The sequence below is a fragment of the Tenacibaculum sp. M341 genome, from assembly GCF_004337695.1.
In the GTDB taxonomy this organism is placed as follows: domain Bacteria; phylum Bacteroidota; class Bacteroidia; order Flavobacteriales; family Flavobacteriaceae; genus Polaribacter.
In genome coordinates this window covers 20136-42329 of sequence record NZ_SJXJ01000008.1, presented here as the reverse complement: position 1 = coordinate 42329, position 22194 = coordinate 20136, and the positions used below count along the sequence as shown (strand labels likewise).

Genomic DNA, 22194 nt, shown 5'->3' with positions numbered 1-22194 from the left:
TATATTTAATAATGGTAAAAGTATATACCTAAGTATTACTAAAAAATGATCAAAATCATAGTTTTTACCAGCTAGCACCCGAATGAATAAATTTAGTTAACAAATCACTCGACAGGAGTCGAGCGCTAACCATTATTTTACTGAATAGTTCAACTATGTTAACTCATATTAGTAATAAATAAACTGCTTTGCTTTAATTTATTGAATAGTTTTGCTTTTTTTAGACGAGAAAAGGTATATATCCGCTATAACAGATTTAAACGTAAAAAAATATTATGTATCATGAATAAGATAATTTTAACCATATTAATAGTCGTATTATGTTTTAATTGTTCATCTGTTGAATACATTAATAATGTTGAAAGAATAGAAGCTGTTTTATTACCAAATGAATTAGATACTAGAATAGGAGTTTATTCAGAGAGTCGTTTTGATTCTGCTTTTAATGATAAAAAAAAAGTTATTGCCTTTGATGTCAAAGCAGTAGATTTGAATATTGGGCGTTTATTAAATGGTTATAAAAGTATAGATATTAGAACCAAAGTGCTTTTGAAACAAGAAGGAGGAAAAATTCATAAATTATTTATAAGTAGAAACGGTACTATAATGTATAAGGGTAAATATTATAAAGGCTCTATAGAGGTAATGAATTTTTTAAGAAACACTCCTGCTGGTCCTAGAATTACAAAGTAATGGCTAGAATCCTTTCTAGTGGCGGGTATGAGTAAGCATATTTGGGCAAACAAGAACAATAACTAAATATAATAACCACAGCATTTTTAAAAGTGTTGTGGTTTTTTGTTTACTTTAAACTCTACATGTAAGATTCACAACTTAGATACTGGTAGTATTATTTTTTATTAAAAAACATTCAAACTGTAAACTAATTGCGTTAGGGATTGGAGCATTTGTTGGAGCTCTTTAAAATGTATATAACATACATTTTAAAAGCGACTGCGGAAAGCCCGACCTGTAAGGAACGCCCAATGCAATATTACAAGACAGAGGAGATTATAAAAACTAGCAAACACACTTATAACAACTAACAATCAACCACATAACTTTACTTTAAAACCATATACATAAAATAGGAATTCATTTATTTTAAAACATGATAAAAATCATTCTTTAAAAACGGACTTTCTCAGAAATTTACATGTACAAATTCTAAAAAAGAACAAATGAATACTGTTTTAAGACCCCCGAAAATTTTAGATGAAGAGATTACATGGGACAAAAGTCAGGTTATTGTTAGTAAAACTGACCTATTTGGAACCATATTATATGCTAATGATGCTTTTAGCAACACTAGTGAATACAGCAAACTAGAAATTGTTGGCGAACCCCATAATGTGATAAGGCACCCCGATATGCCTAAAGTTATTTTTAAAGTATTATGGCAGCATTTAAAAGAAGGCAAAAACTTTCATGCTATTATAAAAAACCTAACCAAATCTGGTAGATATTATTGGGTGATTACCGATTTTACTATTGATACTAATGACGCTGGAGAAATTGCCGGTTATACTGCCAGAAGAAAAGCTGTTCCTGAAAGTGTTGTGACTAAAATAGCCCCTTTATACAAAACTCTTTTAGAGATTGAACAACAAAAAAATGAAAAAGCGAGCGAACTTTATTTTAATGCTTATTTAAAAGAAGAAACTGGAAAAAATTACAACGACTTTATCCTCCATTTATTTAATGAAGAGTTAAAGAAGCAAGAAACAATAGAAGAAACACCAAAAGAAAAAAATACGGTGTTACAAAAAGGGCTTAATTGGTTCTTTCATGGAACCTTTGAAGTGTAAACTATATATACTACAAAAAAAGAGACTCTTTTCAGAGTCTCTTTTATCGTTTATAATAAATACATTTATTTTACTATAATACGTTCGGATGTATTGGTAAAGTCATTTGTTAAATGAATTAAATACACTCCTGGATTTAACTTTTCTGTACTAATTTCACCTTTTTGTAAAGTTCCTGTACTTAAAGTTTGTCCTAACATATTAATAATAGCAAATGAAGTATTTGACATGTCTTTACCAGACGATAATACTTTTAACACACTTCCTTTAGCTACTGGATTTGGAGCAAATCTTAAAGAAGATAATACACCTTCATCCTCGTTTCCTAATACATCAACTCTTTCACCAAAAACAATTTCAGTTCGAGCTGTACTTCTAGCACAAGATGTTTCGTAAATTCTTACGTTAGAGAACGTAGAGTTATTTCCAGATCCTCCATCATTGTCATTAATAAACACTAATCTATCCATAGTTCCTGTATATGAATCTCCTACAGGAATTACATATGTTCTTGTTCCGCTAGTATAGTTATCAAAATTAGTAACACCATAGTTTTGTGTTCCGTGTAATTTAAAATATCTACTAGAAGTTAAGTTATTATCATTTTCAAAACCAATACCGTGAATTTCTCCTTGAGAAGTACTGCTAAATTCAAATTCGATTACTGTATTTGCAGTTACTGTATAATCATAATCAATAGATTTCCAAGTATTGTTAGTTAATGTTAATGCATCACCACCCGCACCAATAGAGAAGTTACCCGCACTATCTTGATTAGAGAATGAATTAATTGTAAAATTGTTAAAATCTAATGAAGCACATCCTGGTGTAGTAGTACCTCCACCATTAATTTCAATGTTATCAATAGCAATATCACTAGACCATCCGTTACCAGTAACACCTACAAATCTTAAACTAACATTTCCACCTACATAAGCATTTAAGTTTACAGATACATTATTCCATTGGTTACCGTTGTTTCCTGAATCTGTCCAAAGGTTTGTCCAAGAACTTCCATTAGTAGAGGCTTGTAATGTTAATGAACCAACATTATTACCAAACATATGATTGCTAAATGTAATGGTTGCTGAAGACTCACCAGATAAATCAAAACAAGGACTCTCTAAAATTGCAGTTGCATTTGCTCCTATTTCTCCTGTACTTCCATTGCTTGAAGCCTCTAAGAACATATAGAAACTACCATCAGTAGCTGAGGCTGGTCCTGTATTACTTGAAGGAGTTCCATTAGCATCTCTAACCCAGTTACCATCATCTCCAGTAACTTGTGTCCAACCATCATTTGTTTCAAAACTTTCGCTGTAAGGTAATGATTCACAAGAACCACCACCACCTCCTCCGGTAGTAGTAAAACTTACTGAAGAACTATATGCTGAATTGCTACTTGTACATTGGCTACGTACTTGTACTTCGTATTGTGTTGCTGCTGATAAACCTGATAATGTAGTGGTAGTACCAGAAACACTATTAGTAGTCCATGAAGTAGTACCTACCTGACGATATCTTACCCCATAAGTTGCTCCAGCTACAGAATTCCAAGATACAGTTGCTCCATTATTTGAAACACTTGAAGTTGAAACTCCTGTTGGAACCGTTGCATTACATGCAACTGCTCCTGTAATTGTAAAATTCGCATTTGAAATATCAAAGAAAATATGGTTACTTCCTTTTACCATAATTCTATTTTGACTTCCTGTTTGATTTGGAATTGTAACATCTTGAGATCCGTCATTTGTTACTCCACTAGCCAATGTAATAGGGTATGTATCACCACCATCTGTAGATAATAAAATATCTACATTTGCTGCATTCACCCCATTACCTGTAGTACCAGCTACATTCCAAGTTACAGTTTGTACACTACCGGCTGCATAACTAACACTTGTATTTGGTGAATTTACTACAAAAGGTCCTGCACTTGCGTTAACAGTTACTCTCATATCATCACTATTGTTAGTTCCTCCACCAGCTCTGTTATCTCTTACCGTTAATCTAAAGTTTAAATTTCTGTTTACATTAGGTACTGCTTCCCATCTCCATGATGTAGCACCTGTTTTTACAGTTTCTAATCTCGGGAAATATCTTGATGTGCTTGCTGTTGGCTCATATGATCTGAATGCTACACCTGAAGTAGCTGTTGCACTAGGGTTTGTTGTTGATGCATTATTTTCATCAACTTGCTCCCAACAATATGATAATACATCTCCGCTATTAGCATCCGTTGCTGAACCTGTTAACACAAAAGGAGTACCTCTTGGAATGGTATAATTACTTCCTGCATTTACCACTGGTACACTGTTACCTGTAGCTGTATCAGTTTGACAAGAAGTTGTTTTAATATAGTCAGTAATTTGCTCTATAGTAGCTGCATGGAAGTAAGGATCACTGTTTGCTTGTACATCAGTAGCACCTGTAATACCAGCATATCCCATAATAGTTGATCCACTACCTGGCTCCATTTGTACATTGGTTCCTTCGTTACCTCCAAAAGTCCATGTGTGATTTCCACCAAATTGATGACCAATTTCATGAGCTACATAATCTACATCAAACACTTCTCCTTCAGGAATTGTTGTAGCACTAAATCCACTACCTTTTCTACCATTAACACAAACACAACCAATACATCCTGCATTACCATTATTAGATGCTCTATGAAATAAGTGTCCTATATCATAATTTGCTTCTCCTATTTCATTGGTTAATGTTCTTTGTAATTGCGAATTTAAACTTCCTGTGTAAGGATCTGTATTCGCATTTGTGTAAATTACATCATCTGTATTTGCTACTACAATCATAGTAACATTAAAATCAGATTCGTAAAGACCGTTTACTCTTGTCATAGTTGAGTTGATAGCTGCTAAAGCACCTGCTACCGTTCCTCCGTGATAAGATCCGTACTCACCTGTTGTTGAAACTGCAATACGATAAGTTCTTAAAATTCCATCGTCTGCATTTCTTTTAACAGCTCCAGATTTTTCTGCATGATTGTGCACTTCTGGTTCTGTTGAACAGTTCATTCCACCAATACGCTTTGGTTTGTCTGCTCTACTAAAAACAGCATAGGTTTGTGCTGATGTAGAGTAAGGCTCAATAAATACAGTTGATTTATCAACACCTAAACGCATACTTTGTAATCCTTCAGGAGAAATACTAAAACGAATTCTGTCTCCTGCATTATCTACATTTACCCCAGCATACGACTTAATACCTGGGTATTTAGCTGCTAAATCTGGATGTAATACTGAAGCTTCAAAAACACGATAGTTTTCTAAAACTCCATGTTCATTAGGGAAAGAAATAATTAAATCTGACTTTCTTGCAACGCCTCTTTGTGGGGCTGCTGTTAAGGCATTTCTTAATGCGTCAATGTTTAAACTGTACACATTTTTTGTAGGGAGTTTTTTCTCAATTGCAGACTTGCTTGCTGAGTTTTTGGACGCGGTTTCTTTTTTCCAAAAATTACTGCTTTGAGAAAATAAGGCAGTACTAGCCATGAACATGGCTACGAGTAACTTGTTTTTCATTTTTTAAAGGGTTTTTCAATGATTTCAATCACGAATTTAAGTATTATTTAACATAAATTCATTTTTTTTATTAAAATTTTGAATTTTTATCAAAACAATAAAATTTTAACTTGAGACCTAATTAAAAAGCCCTAGATATGTAATTTGAGAAGTATCTTATTTACAAAAACGCAAAAAAAACGAGATTCTTAACATCAGAACCTCGTTTTTTTAACATTTACTAAATCACTCTATTTCATTCGTTTATTCACCATATAAATAGCATAGATAACACTAATTACTATTTTTGACAACCAAAAACGAACCCACTTTTTATTAGAGAAATGAGTTTCATTTACTGCTTTAAAATCTCCTGAGAAAATATCACCAGCACTGTTAAATAATAGTGAGAATACAGTTACAGCTAGTAAAAAAGGAATACTCACTTTTAATACATTAATCCAAAAAAGTTTTTTGGTTATATTTTTTTGAAACGACATTATTTAAGTTTTTCGTTATTATGATGACGATCGTGATCTCTTTTCGTTTTTAAATCTAATTTTTTATCAAAAGCCTCTTGTAAATTAACTCCAGTTTGATTTGCCAAACATAATACTACAAAAACAACATCTGCCAACTCTTCTCCTAAATCTTTGTTTTTATCGCTCTCCTTTTCACTTTGTTCTCCGTATCTACGAGCAATAATTCTTGCAACCTCTCCTACTTCTTCGGTTAATTGTGCCATATTGGTTAGTTCGTTAAAATAACGAACACCATGATTTTTAATCCAATCGTCTACTTGTTTTTGAGCGTCTTGTATGTTCATTGTATCCTGTTTTTAAAGTTCAAAAATAGTACAATCTATTCACTAAAATACATGGATAAATAATAATTTACGAAGAAAGAAATTAAGTAAAGAAATAAAAAATGCGCCTAATCAATAGTATATCAATTAGGCGCATTTATAATTACAATAAATAAGTTTTCTAAACTACTCTTTTACAAAACGTAATTTCACATTGTTACTTCTAATAAAATAAATTCCAGCAGTTAAATCAGAAACATCAATTACATCTACATTCTCATCTTTTACAGATGTTTCCATTACTTGCTTTCCTAATAAATTATATACCTTTACTTTACTTCCTAATTTAAAATTAGTTACATGTAACTTTTCTGTAGAAGGATTTGGGTATACAATGATCTCTTTTTCTTTTGATGGCACAACATCACTAGTACTTAAAGAAGTACCAGTAGGCTTAAACAAATTACCTGTCATGGTAAACATATACAAAGCTCTTAAAGTATTGGCAAAGTATCCTGTTGACGTTTGACTTTTTGTCGTTGTATATGCAAAGTCTACTGTACTTTGATTTCCTACTGTTAATAATGCTGAAGCAAAAGCTCCTGTAAAAACTACATCTTTATAAGTAGTACCAGAGTTACCAAGTATTACTGTTCCATCTTGATGATATCCAGCTGTAATTTGATCAATTCCTCCTACTTCGTTTATAAAGTTTTCACATTTTTTCATGTAATCAAGTGCATCTGCATTTCCATACCAAACATAATCTGTTGCTATTCTCCATGGAGTACGAGCAGCATCATAATAATATGATTTACCAGAATTAAATGCCCATCCTACAATATCTGAATACGAACCATCTGCCTTACACCAATCTGATACTAAACACTCTTTTGCATTGTTTACTGATAAGTTTGCATTTAATATTTCATACGACTTATCTGCAACATTATTCCAAAACTGTGTATCGCCTGTAAATTCACCATACAATCTAAAATATCCTGGCGCTAAATATGAAGGATTGGTATTGTTAGAACCACCCCAAGCATCACCAGGTTTTAAAACATACGTGTTTGCTTCTACTTCGTGCTGCTTCATTATTGCTATTAAATCTCTCGCATCTTGGTGATAATTAATAGCTCCTGTATTACCAAAACGATATCCGGCAGTAATTAATGAAACTGCTACATCTAATTCGGCATCTGTTGCTCCATTTTGTCCGTTTACAGTATCGCATCCTTGAATTTTCCAGTGCATTACTCCATTTGCATTCGTGTGGCTTTGGTAATATTTCCATAAACCATCAAACAATGCTTGGTCATCTGCATACACAGATAATAACATTCCATAGGCAATTCCTTCAGAAACTGTAAAGTTAGGATCGTCAAATTTTACTCTTGCTCTTCCGTTGGTACAATTTGTATCAGCAAATCGACTTTTCCAATCGGTATAGGCAGCTTCTAAATCTGAGTTTTGGAAATTACTAGGTAAAATTCCATGGTCATAAGCTTTACTCTCAAAGGTATACTGTGCAAACATTGAAAGGTGTAACAACAAGGTTACTAGTGTAATAAGTGTTTTCATTTTTAGGGAATTAAATAGTCATTAATAGATAACTAATTTAACTTTAAAATATTATAATTTAACTCTTAATAACTTGCTTTTTCTCTTGTTGCACAATTCGTATCAATAAAAGTAAAAATAGTAAACCAACAACAGAAGCTATCGTCATAATGTTCCAAGTGGTATCAAACCCAACTCCTTCTGCTAAATGCATTCCTGAATTATGTCCGAAGATATGCGAAGCAGAAAAAGCAATACTATAAAACGCCATGTACTCCCCTTGATTTCCTTTTTTGGCTCTGTCAATTACAAAGGCATTTGAGAAAGGAAATAATATCATTTCTCCAATGGTCATTAATAACATTCCTATGACTAAAACACCTGCCCAATTGGTCATGGTTAATACCCAAAAACTTAATCCTGTTAAAAATAGCCCTATAAAAATTAAATACTCTTTAGAATATTTGCTTCCTTCTAACCATTTAATCAATGGCATTTCTAGAACAAAAATGACAAAACCATTCATTCCCATTAAGATTCCAATTTCTAACTCTGTTAAATGATATCCTTCTCTGTAGTATAATGGTACTGTTGAGAAATACTGTAAAAAGATGAATCCGAATACAAACATTCCTATAAAAAACACCCAAAATGCTTTATCTGAAAATACTGAAACTGGATTTTCTACTTTTATTTCATCTGATGTTTTTGCTTTCTTCGGATTTAATACTTTAATCAATAATAGGGTTGCTAACACACATGTAATACCATCTACCCAAAACAGCCCCTTGTAACTTAAATAAGTTACGATTATTCCACCTACAACAGGACCTGCAGAAAAACCTAAATTAATAGCCAAACGGATTAAAGTAACCGATCTTGTTTTATTTTCTGGTTTGCTATATGCGCTTAATGCTACAAACATGGCTGGTCTGAAAGTATCTGCTACTAGCATTACTAAAAAAATACCAACACAGAATCCGTAGAATGTAGTAACAAACTGTAAAGCAACAAACATTAGCCCTGTTATAAACAAACTGGTTTTCATTACTTTATAAGCTCCTATTTTATCTGTAAGCTTACCTCCTAGCCAAGATCCAACTACAGATCCTAGTCCGAAACAAGACATAATCCAACCAACATTACCTTTAGTTAAAGATAAACTTTCAGTTAAATACAACGACAAAAAAGGAATTACCATAGTACCAGCTCTGTTAATTAAGGTAATTAAAGCCAACCACCATACCTCTGTTGAGAGCCCTTTAAAAGTGTTTACATAATTTCTAATTAATTTTCTCATAGTTTTTAGTTTTAGTTGTTAGTGTAAAAATAAAAAGTCCGGCTGTGAAGCCGGACTTTAAGCAATTGTATAATTTTATATTGTTATAACGTTATTACATACATAGACCAACTTAAGGGCGGTTTTTCAACCGATCTCCATTGTTTATATGTACACGTATTTGTCATTTCTTAAATAATTATACTACAAACATATACAATCCCTTTTAAAGTTCAAAACATGATTTGTAAAATTCTTTCTTTTTGATAGCTTGAATGTATAAAATACTATCTGCTAGGTATAAATTTAATTGGATTCTTTATTTTTGGGGAACAAGCATATATTATTGCTTAACTCAACTTGAAAAATCAGCTTTAACAAAATGAAGAAAAGAATTTTATTACCACTATTGCTTTCTATACCTTTTTTATTAATTGCTCAACATGCTAGTCCTATGGCTGCAGTTGATTCTAATAGTAGTTTGGTATCACAATTAGCACAGTTACTTCCAATGGGAATTAATCCGTATGCAACCGTTTTTTTAACGTCTATTTTATCTAAAATGGGTATTCATAACGATTTTGTGGGCACTAATCCTTTTTTTGACAACTGGCTTATTTTAGGAATATTTGGTATTTTGTTTTTATTTACAGCTTTGGTAGGAACCGTTTTTAAAACAAATAAAGCTACTGCTGTTATTGGATTAGCAGATAATTATTTATCTAATCATGCAGCTATTTTTATTAATATTATTGTAATGATAGCTCCTGCTATTTTTACACAAACAGCAGAACATCCGGCGGTGCAAGAAGCTGGTATATTTTCTATTGGCTTACAAACTATTTTAGTATTAATTGTTTCTGTTTACTTTTTAATGGTAGTAACTACTGTTCGCTTTTTTATTGATATTTTAATATTCTTATCACCTATTCCTTTTATAGATTCTATTTTAGAAGTAGCTAAAATTGTGGTGACTGTTTTATTTGTTTTAATCAGTGTTTTTTACCCTACTTTCTCTGTTATTTTAGCAGTAATTACCTTTTTAATTGCCTTAAGTATGTACAGAAAGTCCGTACGAATGGTCAATAAAACTTCTTATTTATTTATCCACCCTGTTTTACAGCTTTTTAAAAAGAAAACAACTTTATTAGAGCGTAACAACACTTTTGCTATTAGAGTGTATTGTGCTACAAAAACAAAGAAGTTTAAAAAAGGAACGATAGCTACTTTAACCGAAAAATCAAATACCTTTGTACTTACCAAGAAACGTTTTTTTGTGAATACTATTGAAGAAGTTATTGACATCAACGATTTGTCTATTACAGAAGGTAAACTTAGCTCTAAAATTAAAAATGGTGACGATAGTTTTACGTTATTATTAAATAGATCGTATCGAAAACATTTAGAAAGTATTGCCAATACTTTAGGTATTCATTTTGAATCTAAACAGAAAACAACAGCAACAGAAAAGAAAACAGCTTTGATCGGTTCTGTAAAAAATATGTTTGATAAAAACGATATTGAAGAATTAAAATTAATTGATTAAATAATGAATAAATATTCTATTGTTTTATGCCTATTGTACTTTGTTTTTTCTTGCTCTTCTCATGGTAAGCGAGAACTAAAAGGAGAGTCTGAATTTCAAAAAGAAATGAATGCAAAGTTTAAAGACGCTTCTACTTCACCTCTAACAAAGAAAGGCTTACGAAACTTTAAAGGATTATCATTTTTTCCTATTGATAGCGCTTTTACTGTGGTGGCTAAATTAACTAAAACACCAGATGCACCTGTATTTAATTTTCCTACCACTACTGATAGAGTTGCTACTTATAAAAAATATGGTGTTGTTAATTTTACAATTAAAGGAAAAAAATTACAATTAGATATTTACAAAGACACCGATCCTGAACCAGAATATATTAATGATTTGTTTTTGCCTTTCTTAGACAAAACTAATGGTAAAACCTCTTATGCTGGGGGAAGATTTATTAGTGTATTAACTTCTGATGAAATGGACAACGGTACTATAACTATCGATTTTAATAAAGCTTACAATCCATATTGTGCATATAACGAAAAGTTTTCTTGTCCTATTACGCCACGAAATAACTTTTTAGATATTGAAGTAACTGCTGGTGTGATGAAGTATACAAAATAAGAATTCATTATCTTTAAATGATCAATTTTACATTATTTAAAACTTCATTATACATATGAGAAAACAAGAAACCATTAGAAATGGCGAAGGTGAAAACTACAATTATTCACAAGATCATTGTTTTGTAAAACTTTCTTCTCTTCGTACCAACGGTGAATTATCTTTTGTAGAAGATACTTTAAAACCTGGTTTTTATTTAAAAAGGCATCATCATAAAATAATGACTGAGGTTTTTTATATTCTTGAAGGTGAAGTATCTTTAATTTTTGATGATGAAACGGTGGTTGCTAAACCTGGTGATACCATTACTGTTCCGCCAAATGTTTGGCACGCTGCTAAATGTGAAAAAGGTGGAAAAATGTTGACTATTTTTAAAAATGGTCAGTTCGATTTGTACTTGAATAGATTGTCTAAAATGACAGACGAACAATTTGCCGATGCTAAACTTATGAAAGCAATTAATGCTGAATTTGATATTTATGAAGATGAAAATGCTTAAATAACAACCAATAATATGATATATAAGAGGAACTGATTTATTTTAGTTCCTTTTTTTGTTTGAAATTCTTTAAGAAATACTCTTTTTAACTAATTAACATCAAATATTGTTTGATTGACTACGAAAATGAATTTAGTATTACTATAACACAGGTATATACATAATTTTGTTTGTATATTGAGGTTCAACTAACTAATTATATATACTATGAAACAAATTATACTATTATTCTTTATATCGTTATTTGCTTTTAAAGCACATGCGAGAAGGCGTGGAATTCCAGTGTGTATTCCTTGTGAGAAAATTGCCCTTGTAAAAGATTTACCAGACGATGAATATTTACAACAAGATGGGAGCTATTTAAATCTTGGTTATTTACATAATGAATATGGAATCATTTTTATTCCTGCTTGGAACAGCGGTGGAAAATATGTGCTTACCAACGAAGATCAGTCTATTTATTATGAAGTAGATGAAAAACAACTAGCTGAAATCAAAGAAAAATACGAATTGAGTCTTTCTTCAAATCCACTCTCATTGTGGAAGAAAATTGGAGGTAAATTAATATATCTTATTGTAATTGGGTATTTTGTTTACAGTAAATTCATTTCTTCAAACGAAGATGATGAAGAAGAAACCACTACAGCTTAATATAAGAAAGGGAGAAGTAAACATTAGAAAAGAGCGGTAATTTTAGGGTTACTGCTTTTTTTATTTTCTTAACCAACCTAAAATACGGTCATTCTTCATTTCCCATTTTCCTGAAGCTAATTTTTCTAATAGAAATGTTTCTCTTGATGGCGAAAATGGTCCTGGATTTTGCTGAATGATTTCAATACTTGCATCGGTTACAGCTGATACAATAGCAACATGACCATATTTATTAAAAAAGCTACCTTTTATAACCAATAAATCTCCTTCTTCTGGTTTTGATGTACTTGGATTTGTATACTGAATTAAATCTCTCTTTGCATTTAACTGTCCGTCAGTAATACTTTTATCAAAAAAACTAATGGCGTGTCCATAGCTATCTGGCATTTTATGATTGTAATACTCGTAGTAATATCTTTTAACGAACTCAACACACTGAAACTCTAAACCAAGATTGTAGCCATCTCTTGTATTTCGTTTCTCAACATTATCTACTCCTCCATTGTAATACACTATTACATTATTCAAGCTATCTATTTTTTGTCCTACTTCATATTTACTATTAAAATTGATCTTTTTCAATCCTCTGTATAATCGATAGCATGCAATAAGCGCTACTATTATTATAATTCCTTGTTTTATTTTACTCATTAGGCACAATTATATGTTGTAATGCTATATCAAATTCGTTAATATCTTCAATCTTTTCAATTGGACTAAAGAAATTCAAACCAATTGTAATTACATTTGGTTTACAGCCAGATAAAAATCGATCGTAAAAACCTTTTCCATACCCTACTCTATAGTTCTTTTCATCAGAAATTAACAACGGTACAAAAACCAAATCTATTTCTTTTACATCTATTGCTATTGCTCCAACTGGTTCTGGAATTCCGTATTTATTTATTTCTAAAACAGTACTTTCTTCAAACAAGTAATGTTGTAATGTAGCATTTGTAAAATTACTTTTACTTATCACAACTTCCTTTCCTTTTTCTCTTAAAAACGAAATTATTGGATACGTGTTTATTTCTGCCTGCTTTTCTATAGGTAAAAAAATATGCACCTTTTTTACTGATGAAAAATCGAATGCAAAAACTTGTTTGTAAATACTTTCTTGAAGAGATTCAATTTCAACTGTTGTTAAACTTTTTCTTTTCTCTTTGTATAGTTTACGTAATTCCTTTTTGTACATGTAACAAATATACTGAGATTAGTTCGCAGTATACGGTAATTTAGTTAGCAGTATGCAGTGATGTAGTTTGCAGTCTTTAAAATATTTCAATCTGTCTCTTCGAGCGCAGTCGAGAAGTTGTTTGGCTGAAATATTAGTTCGCAGTGTGCAGTGGTGTAGTTTGCAGTATTAAAAAATTTATCAGTCTGTCTTCCTCGAGCGCAGTCGAGAGGTTATTTAGCTAATGTATTACTCATTGATCTCGACTGCGCTCGATCTGACAAAAGTATTTATCTTTTTTAGTTTACGGTTTCCTACATAACTCCTTTAGCGCTATTTAAAACTCTTTCAGCTTGTTTTACGTGTCTTTCATTATGATATATTAAAACTCGAAAGGTATCTCCTAACTTTAATTTGATAATTTTAGATATTGAAATTGCTGTTTTAGTTTTATCTAAATTTACTTTTTTTGCTTGATTTAATAAAGCTATGATTTGATTTTGATGATGTAGAAATTTTTCAAGCGTATCGGCACTTAAATTAGAATTTAAAGGATTCATTACTTTGAATGTTTTCATTTTATTCAAATCCTCTCGGTAACCTACTGCCTTGCTAAAGTACCTTCCTAACCAATTACTCTTAAATATTTTTGATTTTTTGTGTTTTGCAGATTGTATACGTTTGGTTATTTCAGGAATGTAAAAATCACCATATCTGTTTAAATGTTCTATACACTCTAAAATACTCCAACTTTCTGCATTTTCTTTCCAGTTTAATATTGCTGTAGGTTGTTCTTTTAACAATGCTATTGCTTTACTATTTTGCGTTGTTAATGCTGATAAATCTTGTAATAATTGTTCTGATGATAACTCCATGTTCTTTTTTATTACAAATTTGAGTCTAAAAAATAGTTTAAATCTTGATTGAAATTAAGATTTTTTAATTCTAGATAATGTTTCTGGAGTCATTCTTAAATAAGAAGCAATGTATTTATTGGGAATTTCTTGAAAAAGTTGTGGACTTCTTTTCAATACTCTACGATATCTCTCTACTGGTGACGTTGTTAAAATATCTCTTTCTCGCTCCATTTGTTGCAATACAAAGCTTTTTAAAATTTCATTCCAAATTTCTTTATGCTCTAAAGAAGCGTTTATAAAAGCTAAGTAATCTTGTTTAGTTAATACTTTAACTGTTGTTTTTTTTAATGCTTGAATATAAAAATCTGAAGGTTGATCATTTAAAAAAGAATCTAAAGCAGTAATTAAATTATTCTTATATCCAAACCTAATAGTTTGCTCTTCTTGTTCATCAAGTAAAAAAATTCTTAAACTACCATTTTTCACATAATATAAATTGGTATCTGTTGATCCTTTTACTTTTAAGTATTCATTTCGTTCTAATGTTACTTCTTTTTGCCAAAGGTTCTCTTTATCAATTTTAGATATTAAAGTAGCAAGTATACTCATACTCAAAAATCAACATTTACAAACTTTTTAATTCTTCTCTCAATTTTTTAGTCATTCCTTTTACCACTAAATCATAAGAATGATCAATTAATTCAAAAGCAAAACTATCTGCTACATCATGATTAAAAGTAACTGTATTCCAATGTTTTTTATTCATATGAAAACCAGGTTTAATACTTTCATACTCGCCTCTTAGTTCTTCTGCCCAATCAGGATCGCATTTTAAGTTTATTTTGGTTTCTCCTCGCTCCCATTTCTCTAAACCAACCAAAGCAAACATTTTACCCATTACTTTAAAAACTAATGTAACTTCGTCAAAAGGAAACTCTTCAGTTACTCCTTTTTTTTGAATACAATACTCTCTAAGTTGATCAATATGCATTATTCTAATAATTTATTTGGTACATCATCTGGTAATTCTAACAAAGAATAATCTAGCTCCCAGCCTATCATTTCCACTAAATTCTGCATTAAAACAATGGCTTCAATAGCTTCTCTGTTTGCTGCTTGCATTAAATTACTTTCTGGAATTTTTTGCAATACATGTTCTTTGGCTGCCTGATTTACTTTTGTTAAATCTTCTGAACTAAATTTATTTAAAAATCCGTCTTTAATATCATAAAAACGAATATTAGGTTCTATAGATAATACTTCTGCTTCTGGAAAGCTAGCTAATTTTATCACCTTTTTCTTAGGATCTGCTTCCATCTTAATCTTTCTAAAATCAAATCCTATATAGGTTTTAGCATTAATTAATATGATTGCTTTCTTCTTACTAGATATCAATCCTAAAAATTTATCCTGTGTATCTTCATGATGATAAATTTCAGCAAAATCGCCTTCTACAGTAATTAACTTTGCTACTTTTTTTATTTTATCTAATAAAATTACAGACTGACTTTCAGCTAAATTTTTTGTTTTTACTTTAGAAAATTTTTGGAGAATAAAGTAAGATACCACAGCTCCAAAAGCTAAACCTAAAAATAATAATTCCATAATTACGAAATTAAGCTTTTAAAAATATAATTGTAGGCATAAAATCGAATTTACTTAAAAATACCTCAAATAAATATTAACAACACACACTTATTAATATGCTGTAAAAAAATCTGTAATGCCTTTATACATTTGTTAGTGAACTATATAAATATAAAAACTAAAACTATGTTTCAATCTATTTTAATTATGGGGGTACTTTGTGCTGGGTCTTTTTTTTACTACAAGTACTCAATGAAAAAAACTAATGCAATTGCTGCTAATTTTGATGAAAATGCTGTAAAAGAAGATTTAGAAAAGCACATAAACAATTTAACTAATGATAAACTAAACTACTTAAAAAAGTGGATGAAAGATAAGCCTATAGACGTTTTTACTGATGCTAGTATAGCCATATCGACTAAAGATAAAGCTAAAAATGCTGCTGTTGACGCTGTAAAAAGTGTGGCTTGGGCTGCTGTTGGAGTAAAAGCAAAATATAGACGTGTAGAAACCATTTCTCATTTAATATTGAGCAATGATCATTTACACTTTGTAGACGCTGATGTTGATGGAAACTTGCAAACTCATCTAACTTTTACTCCAGACCAACTATCGAACGCTAAAATTGAATATAGAGGACCTAAAAAAGGTGTTGATTTAGCAAGTGGTATTACAGATACTATTAGCAAAAAGCTAAATAAAGAAGAAAATATGATAAATGTATTTGCTATCACTTTTAAAGGCGATAAAGAAGAGTTAACCATCCAAGCACACGATAAAGTTGTGTTACCTTTTGAAATGTATGAAATGGGAAGCAATAGTTATACTGAAGATTCTATGATTGCCAATGTAATTTGTAAAACATTTTTTGAGAAACTAGCTGAAAAGTATCCAAATTTAAAAGCTTCAAAAGCAATATTAGTTTCTTAATAAATTTATAAAATACCAATGAAAAATTCCCCACTCCTTTTCTTACTTATTTCTTTAGTATCGGTACAACTTTTTTCTCAAAAAGAGATAGATGAATGGAGTGGAATTTATCGTTTAGAACCCTACGGAAAAGTATCTGATAGTATTTCTCTGAAACAATTTTATAAAATTCAAAAGATTGTATTAGATCACGATAATAGTAGTTCTCCCTACCACCTATCTATTCCTAATCAATGGACTATAAAAAATATGGTTGATACAAATGATAAAAAGGTTTTACGTGCTTTTTCTTTTTCTGAAAATGTTGATGATTACCAAGAGTTTGGTTGGACTGATCTTTATAAAAAAGATGCTATTAAATGTGTAGATGGTGGTAATATGTTTATCTGTAAAGCAAAACCCAACTCAACAATTTCTTTAGGTAACGATACGTTTATTACTAACTCGGGAGTTTTTGGAGTATTATTACACTACGGACTTTTTGAACTTTATAAAAAATAGGGATCATTAATAAACTTTATTATCGATTACCCCGTTATTCGTTTGAGTTAAAAACCTGTCAATTCGAGTGGTTTTTCAAAATGAAATGAAGAAAAATTGTATCGATAATACGAATTTTAACTTCAAAATAGTTCTCGATACACTTTTTTCGTACCTCAAAAGCACTCGAACTGACAATTTAGGATTTCCTAAATTTTTAAATGCAAAACGGCTTTTATCATTTTAAAAAAAACTTAAACCAATGACCAAATACCTTATTATTCTTAGTTCTTTCATTTTTTTGTTTTCATGTAAACAGAAAGAATTTGATATAGCCAGCGTTTCATTTCCTTTTTTAAAAGATAGCTTACCTAAAAATGTAACGTTTAAAGAAGATCGATTCTTTAAAGGATATGTATTATATAATTCTAAAGCTTCTGAAATTATGTATTTTGATGATCTTTCTATTGCCGGATCATTAAACAGCAATAAAAAATCTTTTTTTGTTGCAAACTATGTTTCATTTTGTGAAAGTATTGAAGATAAAACTATTGATAAATACGAAATTAATATTTCTACAACCGAACAGACTTTACAGTTCGAAAAACTACTTGAGAAAAAATTTGGTCATACCGATTTTTACTATCGAAATTCAAAATTTAGCTATAGAATATGGGAAAAAGATGGAATGGCGTACTTCTTTGAAACAAATCATACAGGGACTTATAATAAACGTCCATTTGTTTCTTGTCATTTGTATGTGGTAAATATGAATAATAAAGAGTTATATAACTACAGAATTGCTGATGGATTTCAATATTATGGTGATTATTTATTTGAAAAAAACAAAGACATACACAAAAACAAAACATTCACTTACAAGGACTTTATTGAGCAAGAAAGAAAAGAAGCGGAAGAATGGGGAAATCATTGTTACTTCTGTGAAGATTATGTTGAATAATCTTTATTTTAGAATTTAACATTTATGGTTTTAAAATGGTAAATTAGATTTATTAATAATAACTAGTTTTTGTTTGTTAAAATAATTCTATTGATTACAAAACAATCCATACTTTTAAAAATTCAAATCATAACTCTTATTTCTTTTGTTCTGGTGAAATTTATAGCTAGACCTTATGTTTTAAAAGAGTTTACTTCAAAACCTCTCACTGTTTTTGTGTTATCATACCCAAATTTTTGTGAAGCTCTTTTAGGTGTCCTTATACTCTCATTATTACTCTTATTATTAGACCATAAAATAAAAGCGAATATGCATAACCAATTCATCTACTTTATTGCTTGCTTTTTAACTGCTGCCTACACAATTCTTCAAGAATTTAAAGTTCACAATTTAGGAGGTGCTAATGTTTATGATATAAATGATGTTATATTTTCAATTATAGGTGTAATCTTTGGGTACTGTTTATTATGTATCATAAAACCGAAAACTGTATCTTAACATATTCCTGTAGCTTCCTTAAAACTTGATTTTTAAACTTATTTCTAATAACTTTGTTTAAAAATTCAGGCTTTTGAAAAAAGATTTTCATTACAATCCTTTCTCTGGTGTTTTTCATGAAGACATTCAAAAAGCAATCTTACCTAATTTTAATATTGATACTGTTGTATCTAAAATTGAAAGTTCAAATGCACTTTCTGTTGAGTTTATTGGAAAACAAGGACGAGGAAAAACCAGTCATTTACTATACCTTCAACAGATATTAGATAAATACCCTGTTTTTCTATTGGATGATGCTTCTAAATTTTCTGAAATTATGGAGCATGAATCTGAGATTGTTTTTGTTGACAGTATTCATCATTTGAACTTCAAAAAAAGAATTCAATTATTTAAACATAAAAAAATTGTTATTTACACCACACACTGGAGTAGAAAGCTTGAAAGTATGATTGCTAAAAAAAATCACTATTCACTTTCTTTTAAAGGTATTAATTCAGAGACTTTAACAGCTATTTTAAATAGACGATTAACTTTAGCTACAAAATCTGAATTAACGAATAACGACTTATTCTCTATCCAAGACTCTTCTGATTTAATCAAAAAGTTTGGCGATAACTACAGAGGTATTATGAACCATTTATACGAAAAATATCAATGAGCAATTCTATACTAAACGCAACTATACACATATCTGAAAACAATGCAGACAATGAATTTGAAGGAATACTAAAACTTCATTCTAAAGAGACATTGAATTTTGATACGATAGATGCTGCTATTTCTTTTGAAGCCAGAGGTAGAATGTCTAGTATAAAAAGAAGATTGTTAAGTTTTAAAATTGACACAAACAAAAGAATTTCACAAAATGAAACTCTTGAAATTCCTTTTAATTTTAAATTAGAAGAAAGTAATTTAGAAACCTATTCAGGTAAAAATGCTAGTTTTTATTATAACTGTGAAATTAAGGTACATGTAGATGAAAATGATTTAGATAAATTAGACAGAGGAGTTTTTACTCGTGTAAAATCTTTTTTTACTTCTGATTATTCTTCTACTTTCTCTACATATTTTGATAGAGTTAGCTCCAAACAGCAATTTGACCTTTCAGAAAAGCACCAACCTTTTAAACTATCTTTTAGCTTTTCAAACGTATTAATACCACTACTAATTGTTGGAGGAGGCTATATTGGAATGTTATTTTCTTCTCTGTTTGAGTTTCATGATGTACATATTCTTATATTAATAATTGCTATGATTATAGCAACTATTATAAACTTTAAAATTAACTCTAAAAAAATAGGTCAAATTTCTTTACAAACAGTTAATGATGGTGATGGCTTTATTTGTATGGTAAAACCAGCCAAAAACTTTAGCTTAAAACAAGCTAAAATGTACTATCAAATTGTTGAAGAAGTAGTAGACAGAAGAGGAACTTCTTCTAAAACCTATACATCATCTATATACACATCTCCAATAACAAATTTAAAAAGTAAAGGTAGTTCCGAAGTTCGATTTCCTTTTCCTGAAAAAAAAGTATTGCCTAGTTTAAAGTTTGAAGATGTTTCTATTTATTGGCAAGTTGTTATTACCGGGACACATAATGGTATGAAAGAAAAAATGACTTGTGGTATTAACGTTTACTATGTTTAAATATAACTTATAAATGGGAAACGCTGTTTTAACATACAATATTGAAGTAGAAAAGTCTACACAAAAAAACTTCTATGAAGGTAATTTAACCATAACCTCTTCAGAAGATTTAACAATAGATCTTATTAAAGGTTTTGTTGATTTAGAAGGGCGTGGAAAAATGAACAGTTTCAAAGAAAAACTTGTAACATTTAATATTGAAACCCAACAACTAAACTTAACAAAAGGAACTCAAATAATTCCTTTTACGTTTGAATTACCTGAAAATACGATTGATGCTTACGAAGGTAAAAGTGCTAATATTTCATATAAATGTGGAGCTATTTTTTATGTAAATGAAAATGATTTAGACAAGTTAAACACAAGTGCTTTTTCTAAAATAAAATCTCTTCTATCAACAGACAAGTCAATAATCACCCCAACCTACAGTTTTAACAAACCTACTACACCTAAAACCTATAAAATTATAGCACAAAAAACACAGTTATTACTTAAAGCAAATTCTACCACTTTTTTTAGCTCTTTTTTTATTATTGGTATTATTTATTTAATACTGTATGCTATTTTTAAATTTACTCCAAACTTTGCTCATATCTTCTTTATCCTCATTCCAGGAGGATTACTGTTTGTAATTATGCAAAAAAGTAAAGAAAATAGCATGGGCGATGTATTTTTAAATACATTCGAAAAAGAAAATGGATTTTCTTGTGAAATAAATACTCAAAAAAAAATTAAACTAAATAATGTTATAGTTTATTACAAAATAAACGAAAAAGTAGTTGACACTAGAGGAACTTCTGATTACACTCATATTGAAACATTATATAAATCTCCTAAACAAAAATTAACGAAACTTGAAAACGCATCTATTGAATTTGACTTCCCTGATAATAAAAACTTATATCCTTTTAAATACAAAAATGTTTCTATTGAATGGGTACTAACTATTGAAGCAACTAATTCTAATGGTGTAGATGAATCTTTAACTTGTAGTTTGCTATTGGATTAATCTTTTAATAAGCTATACAATACTGGTTTACTTGGTGTAGCATCATTCTCGAAAGGAGCAATCATTAAATTCAAAAAATAAATACCGTCTTCTATAGAATTATCTACATAAATAAATTCTGTGATGGTAGCGTTTAATCGTAGTTTACCACTTGTATTCCAAAAAGCATTATGAGCTAATAATTTACCTTCATCTCGCTCTCTATCTACAGAAGGTAAATCTATTAATAAATGGTTTACGCCCATTTCTCTTAAAAAGATTGCTGCCTCTTCCAATAAATAAGGCGGATTGGTATTAGAATATCGCCTTGATCTTTTATCTTCAAAATTTGGTAACGTTCTTATTACTACTGCGTCTACTTTTTTATTTTTCAATGCTGATTGTAGTTGTTTTTTAGAAATTACTAAATCATCATTTAAACTTTCAGGAGCTATAGTTACAACTTCTGCTAAAAAGAAGAATTGAGCTAAATTTTCATTTACTGAATGTATTTTTTTAGTAATGTGACCAGCACACTCTGTATGTGTTATGTGTGAATGCGGATTGAAATGAATATTATTAAAATTGACATCTGCACCTTGTGCAACGTTTCCTATCCAATCTCCATCTGCAACCGGAAATATTTTAGGATCATCAATATACCAAGCATTTACATTCTGTTTTGCTACATCAATAGGAATGGAAATATCTAAGGGTTTGGATAAGTCTATGGTGTATTTTTCTGATTTGTATGTAATTTCTGCTTTCATTTTTCCAATATA

General features: G+C 30.1%; 25 protein-coding genes. 13 read left to right on the top strand and 12 right to left on the bottom strand.

All coding sequences use genetic code 11. The features are described from left to right. Positions 1-282: 282 nt before the first annotated feature. Positions 283-693, top strand: coding sequence for a hypothetical protein (locus EYW44_RS10405; protein ID WP_132723608.1), 411 nt, complete (start codon positions 283-285; stop codon positions 691-693). Positions 694-1181: 488 nt separating this feature from the next. Continuing rightward, complete coding sequence (locus EYW44_RS10400) at positions 1182-1808, top strand: PAS domain-containing protein (protein WP_132723607.1); 627 nt, start codon at positions 1182-1184, stop codon at positions 1806-1808. Between the two features lie 65 nt (positions 1809-1873). On the opposite strand, the gene EYW44_RS10395 is transcribed toward EYW44_RS10400, so the two are convergent. The 5 genes from EYW44_RS10395 to EYW44_RS10375 all read right to left on the bottom strand — a co-directional run bounded on the left by EYW44_RS10395 (position 1874) and on the right by EYW44_RS10375 (position 9000). Continuing rightward, positions 1874-5353: a reprolysin-like metallopeptidase gene (locus EYW44_RS10395; RefSeq protein ID WP_132723606.1), complete on the bottom strand. Its 3480-nt coding sequence runs from the start codon at positions 5351-5353 to the stop codon at positions 1874-1876. A 230-nt stretch (positions 5354-5583) separates the two neighbouring features. Further along, the gene (locus tag EYW44_RS10390; RefSeq protein ID WP_132723605.1) at positions 5584-5832 is read right to left on the bottom strand and encodes a hypothetical protein; all 249 of its coding nucleotides are present in this window, start codon (positions 5830-5832) and stop codon (positions 5584-5586) included. Continuing rightward, complete coding sequence (locus EYW44_RS10385; protein WP_132723604.1) at positions 5832-6158, bottom strand: nucleotide pyrophosphohydrolase; 327 nt, start codon at positions 6156-6158, stop codon at positions 5832-5834. Before EYW44_RS10385 ends, EYW44_RS10390 begins: the two co-directional genes overlap by 1 nt. A gap of 165 nt (positions 6159-6323) precedes the next feature. Next, entirely contained in the window at positions 6324-7721 is a 1398-nt protein-coding gene (locus EYW44_RS10380; protein ID WP_132723603.1) for a glycosyl hydrolase family 8, read from the bottom strand. 58 nt (positions 7722-7779) lie between these two features. Next, positions 7780-9000 (bottom strand): MDR family MFS transporter, encoded by a 1221-nt coding sequence (locus EYW44_RS10375; protein WP_132723602.1) that lies wholly within the window; start codon positions 8998-9000, stop codon positions 7780-7782. Positions 9001-9361: 361 nt separating this feature from the next. On the opposite strand from EYW44_RS10375, the gene EYW44_RS10370 reads away from it, so the two are divergent. From EYW44_RS10370 to EYW44_RS10355, 4 genes are all read left to right on the top strand, one after another. Further along, positions 9362-10525 carry a hypothetical protein gene (locus EYW44_RS10370; protein WP_132723601.1) on the top strand — a complete coding sequence of 388 codons (1164 nt, stop codon included), beginning with the start codon at positions 9362-9364 and terminating at the stop codon, positions 10523-10525. Between the two features lie 3 nt (positions 10526-10528). Beyond that, positions 10529-11137, top strand: a complete 609-nt coding sequence (locus EYW44_RS10365) for a DUF1684 domain-containing protein (RefSeq protein ID WP_132723600.1) — start codon at positions 10529-10531, stop codon at positions 11135-11137. Between the two features lie 55 nt (positions 11138-11192). Then, positions 11193-11636, top strand: coding sequence for a cupin domain-containing protein (locus EYW44_RS10360; protein ID WP_132723599.1), 444 nt, complete (start codon positions 11193-11195; stop codon positions 11634-11636). 207 nt (positions 11637-11843) lie between these two features. Beyond that, positions 11844-12287: a hypothetical protein gene (locus EYW44_RS10355; protein WP_132723598.1), complete on the top strand. Its 444-nt coding sequence runs from the start codon at positions 11844-11846 to the stop codon at positions 12285-12287. Between the two features lie 60 nt (positions 12288-12347). Here the strand turns inward: EYW44_RS10355 and EYW44_RS10350 are convergent, their stop codons facing one another. The 6 genes from EYW44_RS10350 to EYW44_RS10325 form a co-directional block, all read right to left on the bottom strand. Next, on the bottom strand, positions 12348-12938 hold the full coding sequence (locus EYW44_RS10350; protein ID WP_132723597.1) for a CHAP domain-containing protein: 591 nt from the start codon (positions 12936-12938) through the stop codon (positions 12348-12350). Further along, positions 12931-13482 (bottom strand): 5-formyltetrahydrofolate cyclo-ligase, encoded by a 552-nt coding sequence (locus tag EYW44_RS10345; protein WP_132723596.1) that lies wholly within the window; start codon positions 13480-13482, stop codon positions 12931-12933. The genes EYW44_RS10350 and EYW44_RS10345 overlap by 8 nt, the downstream gene beginning before the upstream one ends. Before the next feature lie 293 nt (positions 13483-13775). Next, positions 13776-14336 carry a DinB family protein gene (locus tag EYW44_RS10340; protein WP_132723595.1) on the bottom strand — a complete coding sequence of 187 codons (561 nt, stop codon included), beginning with the start codon at positions 14334-14336 and terminating at the stop codon, positions 13776-13778. Positions 14337-14390: 54 nt separating this feature from the next. Then, entirely contained in the window at positions 14391-14927 is a 537-nt protein-coding gene (locus tag EYW44_RS10335; protein WP_132723594.1) for a Crp/Fnr family transcriptional regulator, read from the bottom strand. A gap of 16 nt (positions 14928-14943) precedes the next feature. Further along, positions 14944-15309: an MmcQ/YjbR family DNA-binding protein gene (locus EYW44_RS10330; RefSeq protein ID WP_132723593.1), complete on the bottom strand. Its 366-nt coding sequence runs from the start codon at positions 15307-15309 to the stop codon at positions 14944-14946. Then, a complete protein-coding gene (locus EYW44_RS10325; protein ID WP_132723592.1) occupies positions 15309-15923 on the bottom strand; it encodes a DUF4230 domain-containing protein in 615 nt (204 codons plus the stop codon). Before EYW44_RS10325 ends, EYW44_RS10330 begins: the two co-directional genes overlap by 1 nt. A 234-nt stretch (positions 15924-16157) precedes the next feature. Here EYW44_RS10325 and EYW44_RS10320 point away from each other — a divergent pair, with 234 nt between their 5' ends. The 7 genes from EYW44_RS10320 to EYW44_RS10290 all read left to right on the top strand — a co-directional run bounded on the left by EYW44_RS10320 (position 16158) and on the right by EYW44_RS10290 (position 21433). Then, positions 16158-16835, top strand: coding sequence for a hypothetical protein (locus tag EYW44_RS10320; protein ID WP_132723591.1), 678 nt, complete (start codon positions 16158-16160; stop codon positions 16833-16835). An 18-nt stretch (positions 16836-16853) separates the two neighbouring features. Next, the gene (locus tag EYW44_RS10315) at positions 16854-17336 is read left to right on the top strand and encodes a hypothetical protein (RefSeq protein WP_132723590.1); all 483 of its coding nucleotides are present in this window, start codon (positions 16854-16856) and stop codon (positions 17334-17336) included. A 241-nt stretch (positions 17337-17577) separates the two neighbouring features. Beyond that, entirely contained in the window at positions 17578-18276 is a 699-nt protein-coding gene (locus tag EYW44_RS10310; protein ID WP_132723589.1) for a hypothetical protein, read from the top strand. Positions 18277-18366: 90 nt separating this feature from the next. Further along, on the top strand, positions 18367-18774 hold the full coding sequence (locus EYW44_RS10305) for a hypothetical protein (RefSeq protein ID WP_132723588.1): 408 nt from the start codon (positions 18367-18369) through the stop codon (positions 18772-18774). A gap of 73 nt (positions 18775-18847) precedes the next feature. After that, positions 18848-19432, top strand: a complete 585-nt coding sequence (locus EYW44_RS10300) for a hypothetical protein (RefSeq protein ID WP_132723587.1) — start codon at positions 18848-18850, stop codon at positions 19430-19432. Beyond that, the gene (locus EYW44_RS10295; protein WP_132723586.1) at positions 19429-20424 is read left to right on the top strand and encodes a hypothetical protein; all 996 of its coding nucleotides are present in this window, start codon (positions 19429-19431) and stop codon (positions 20422-20424) included. Before EYW44_RS10300 ends, EYW44_RS10295 begins: the two co-directional genes overlap by 4 nt. 13 nt (positions 20425-20437) lie before the next feature. Continuing rightward, positions 20438-21433, top strand: coding sequence for a hypothetical protein (locus tag EYW44_RS10290; protein WP_132723585.1), 996 nt, complete (start codon positions 20438-20440; stop codon positions 21431-21433). On the opposite strand, the gene EYW44_RS10285 is transcribed toward EYW44_RS10290, so the two are convergent. Then, positions 21430-22182, bottom strand: a complete 753-nt coding sequence (locus EYW44_RS10285) for a cyclase family protein (protein WP_132723584.1) — start codon at positions 22180-22182, stop codon at positions 21430-21432. The genes EYW44_RS10290 and EYW44_RS10285 overlap by 4 nt on opposite strands. Positions 22183-22194: the final 12 nt, after the last annotated feature.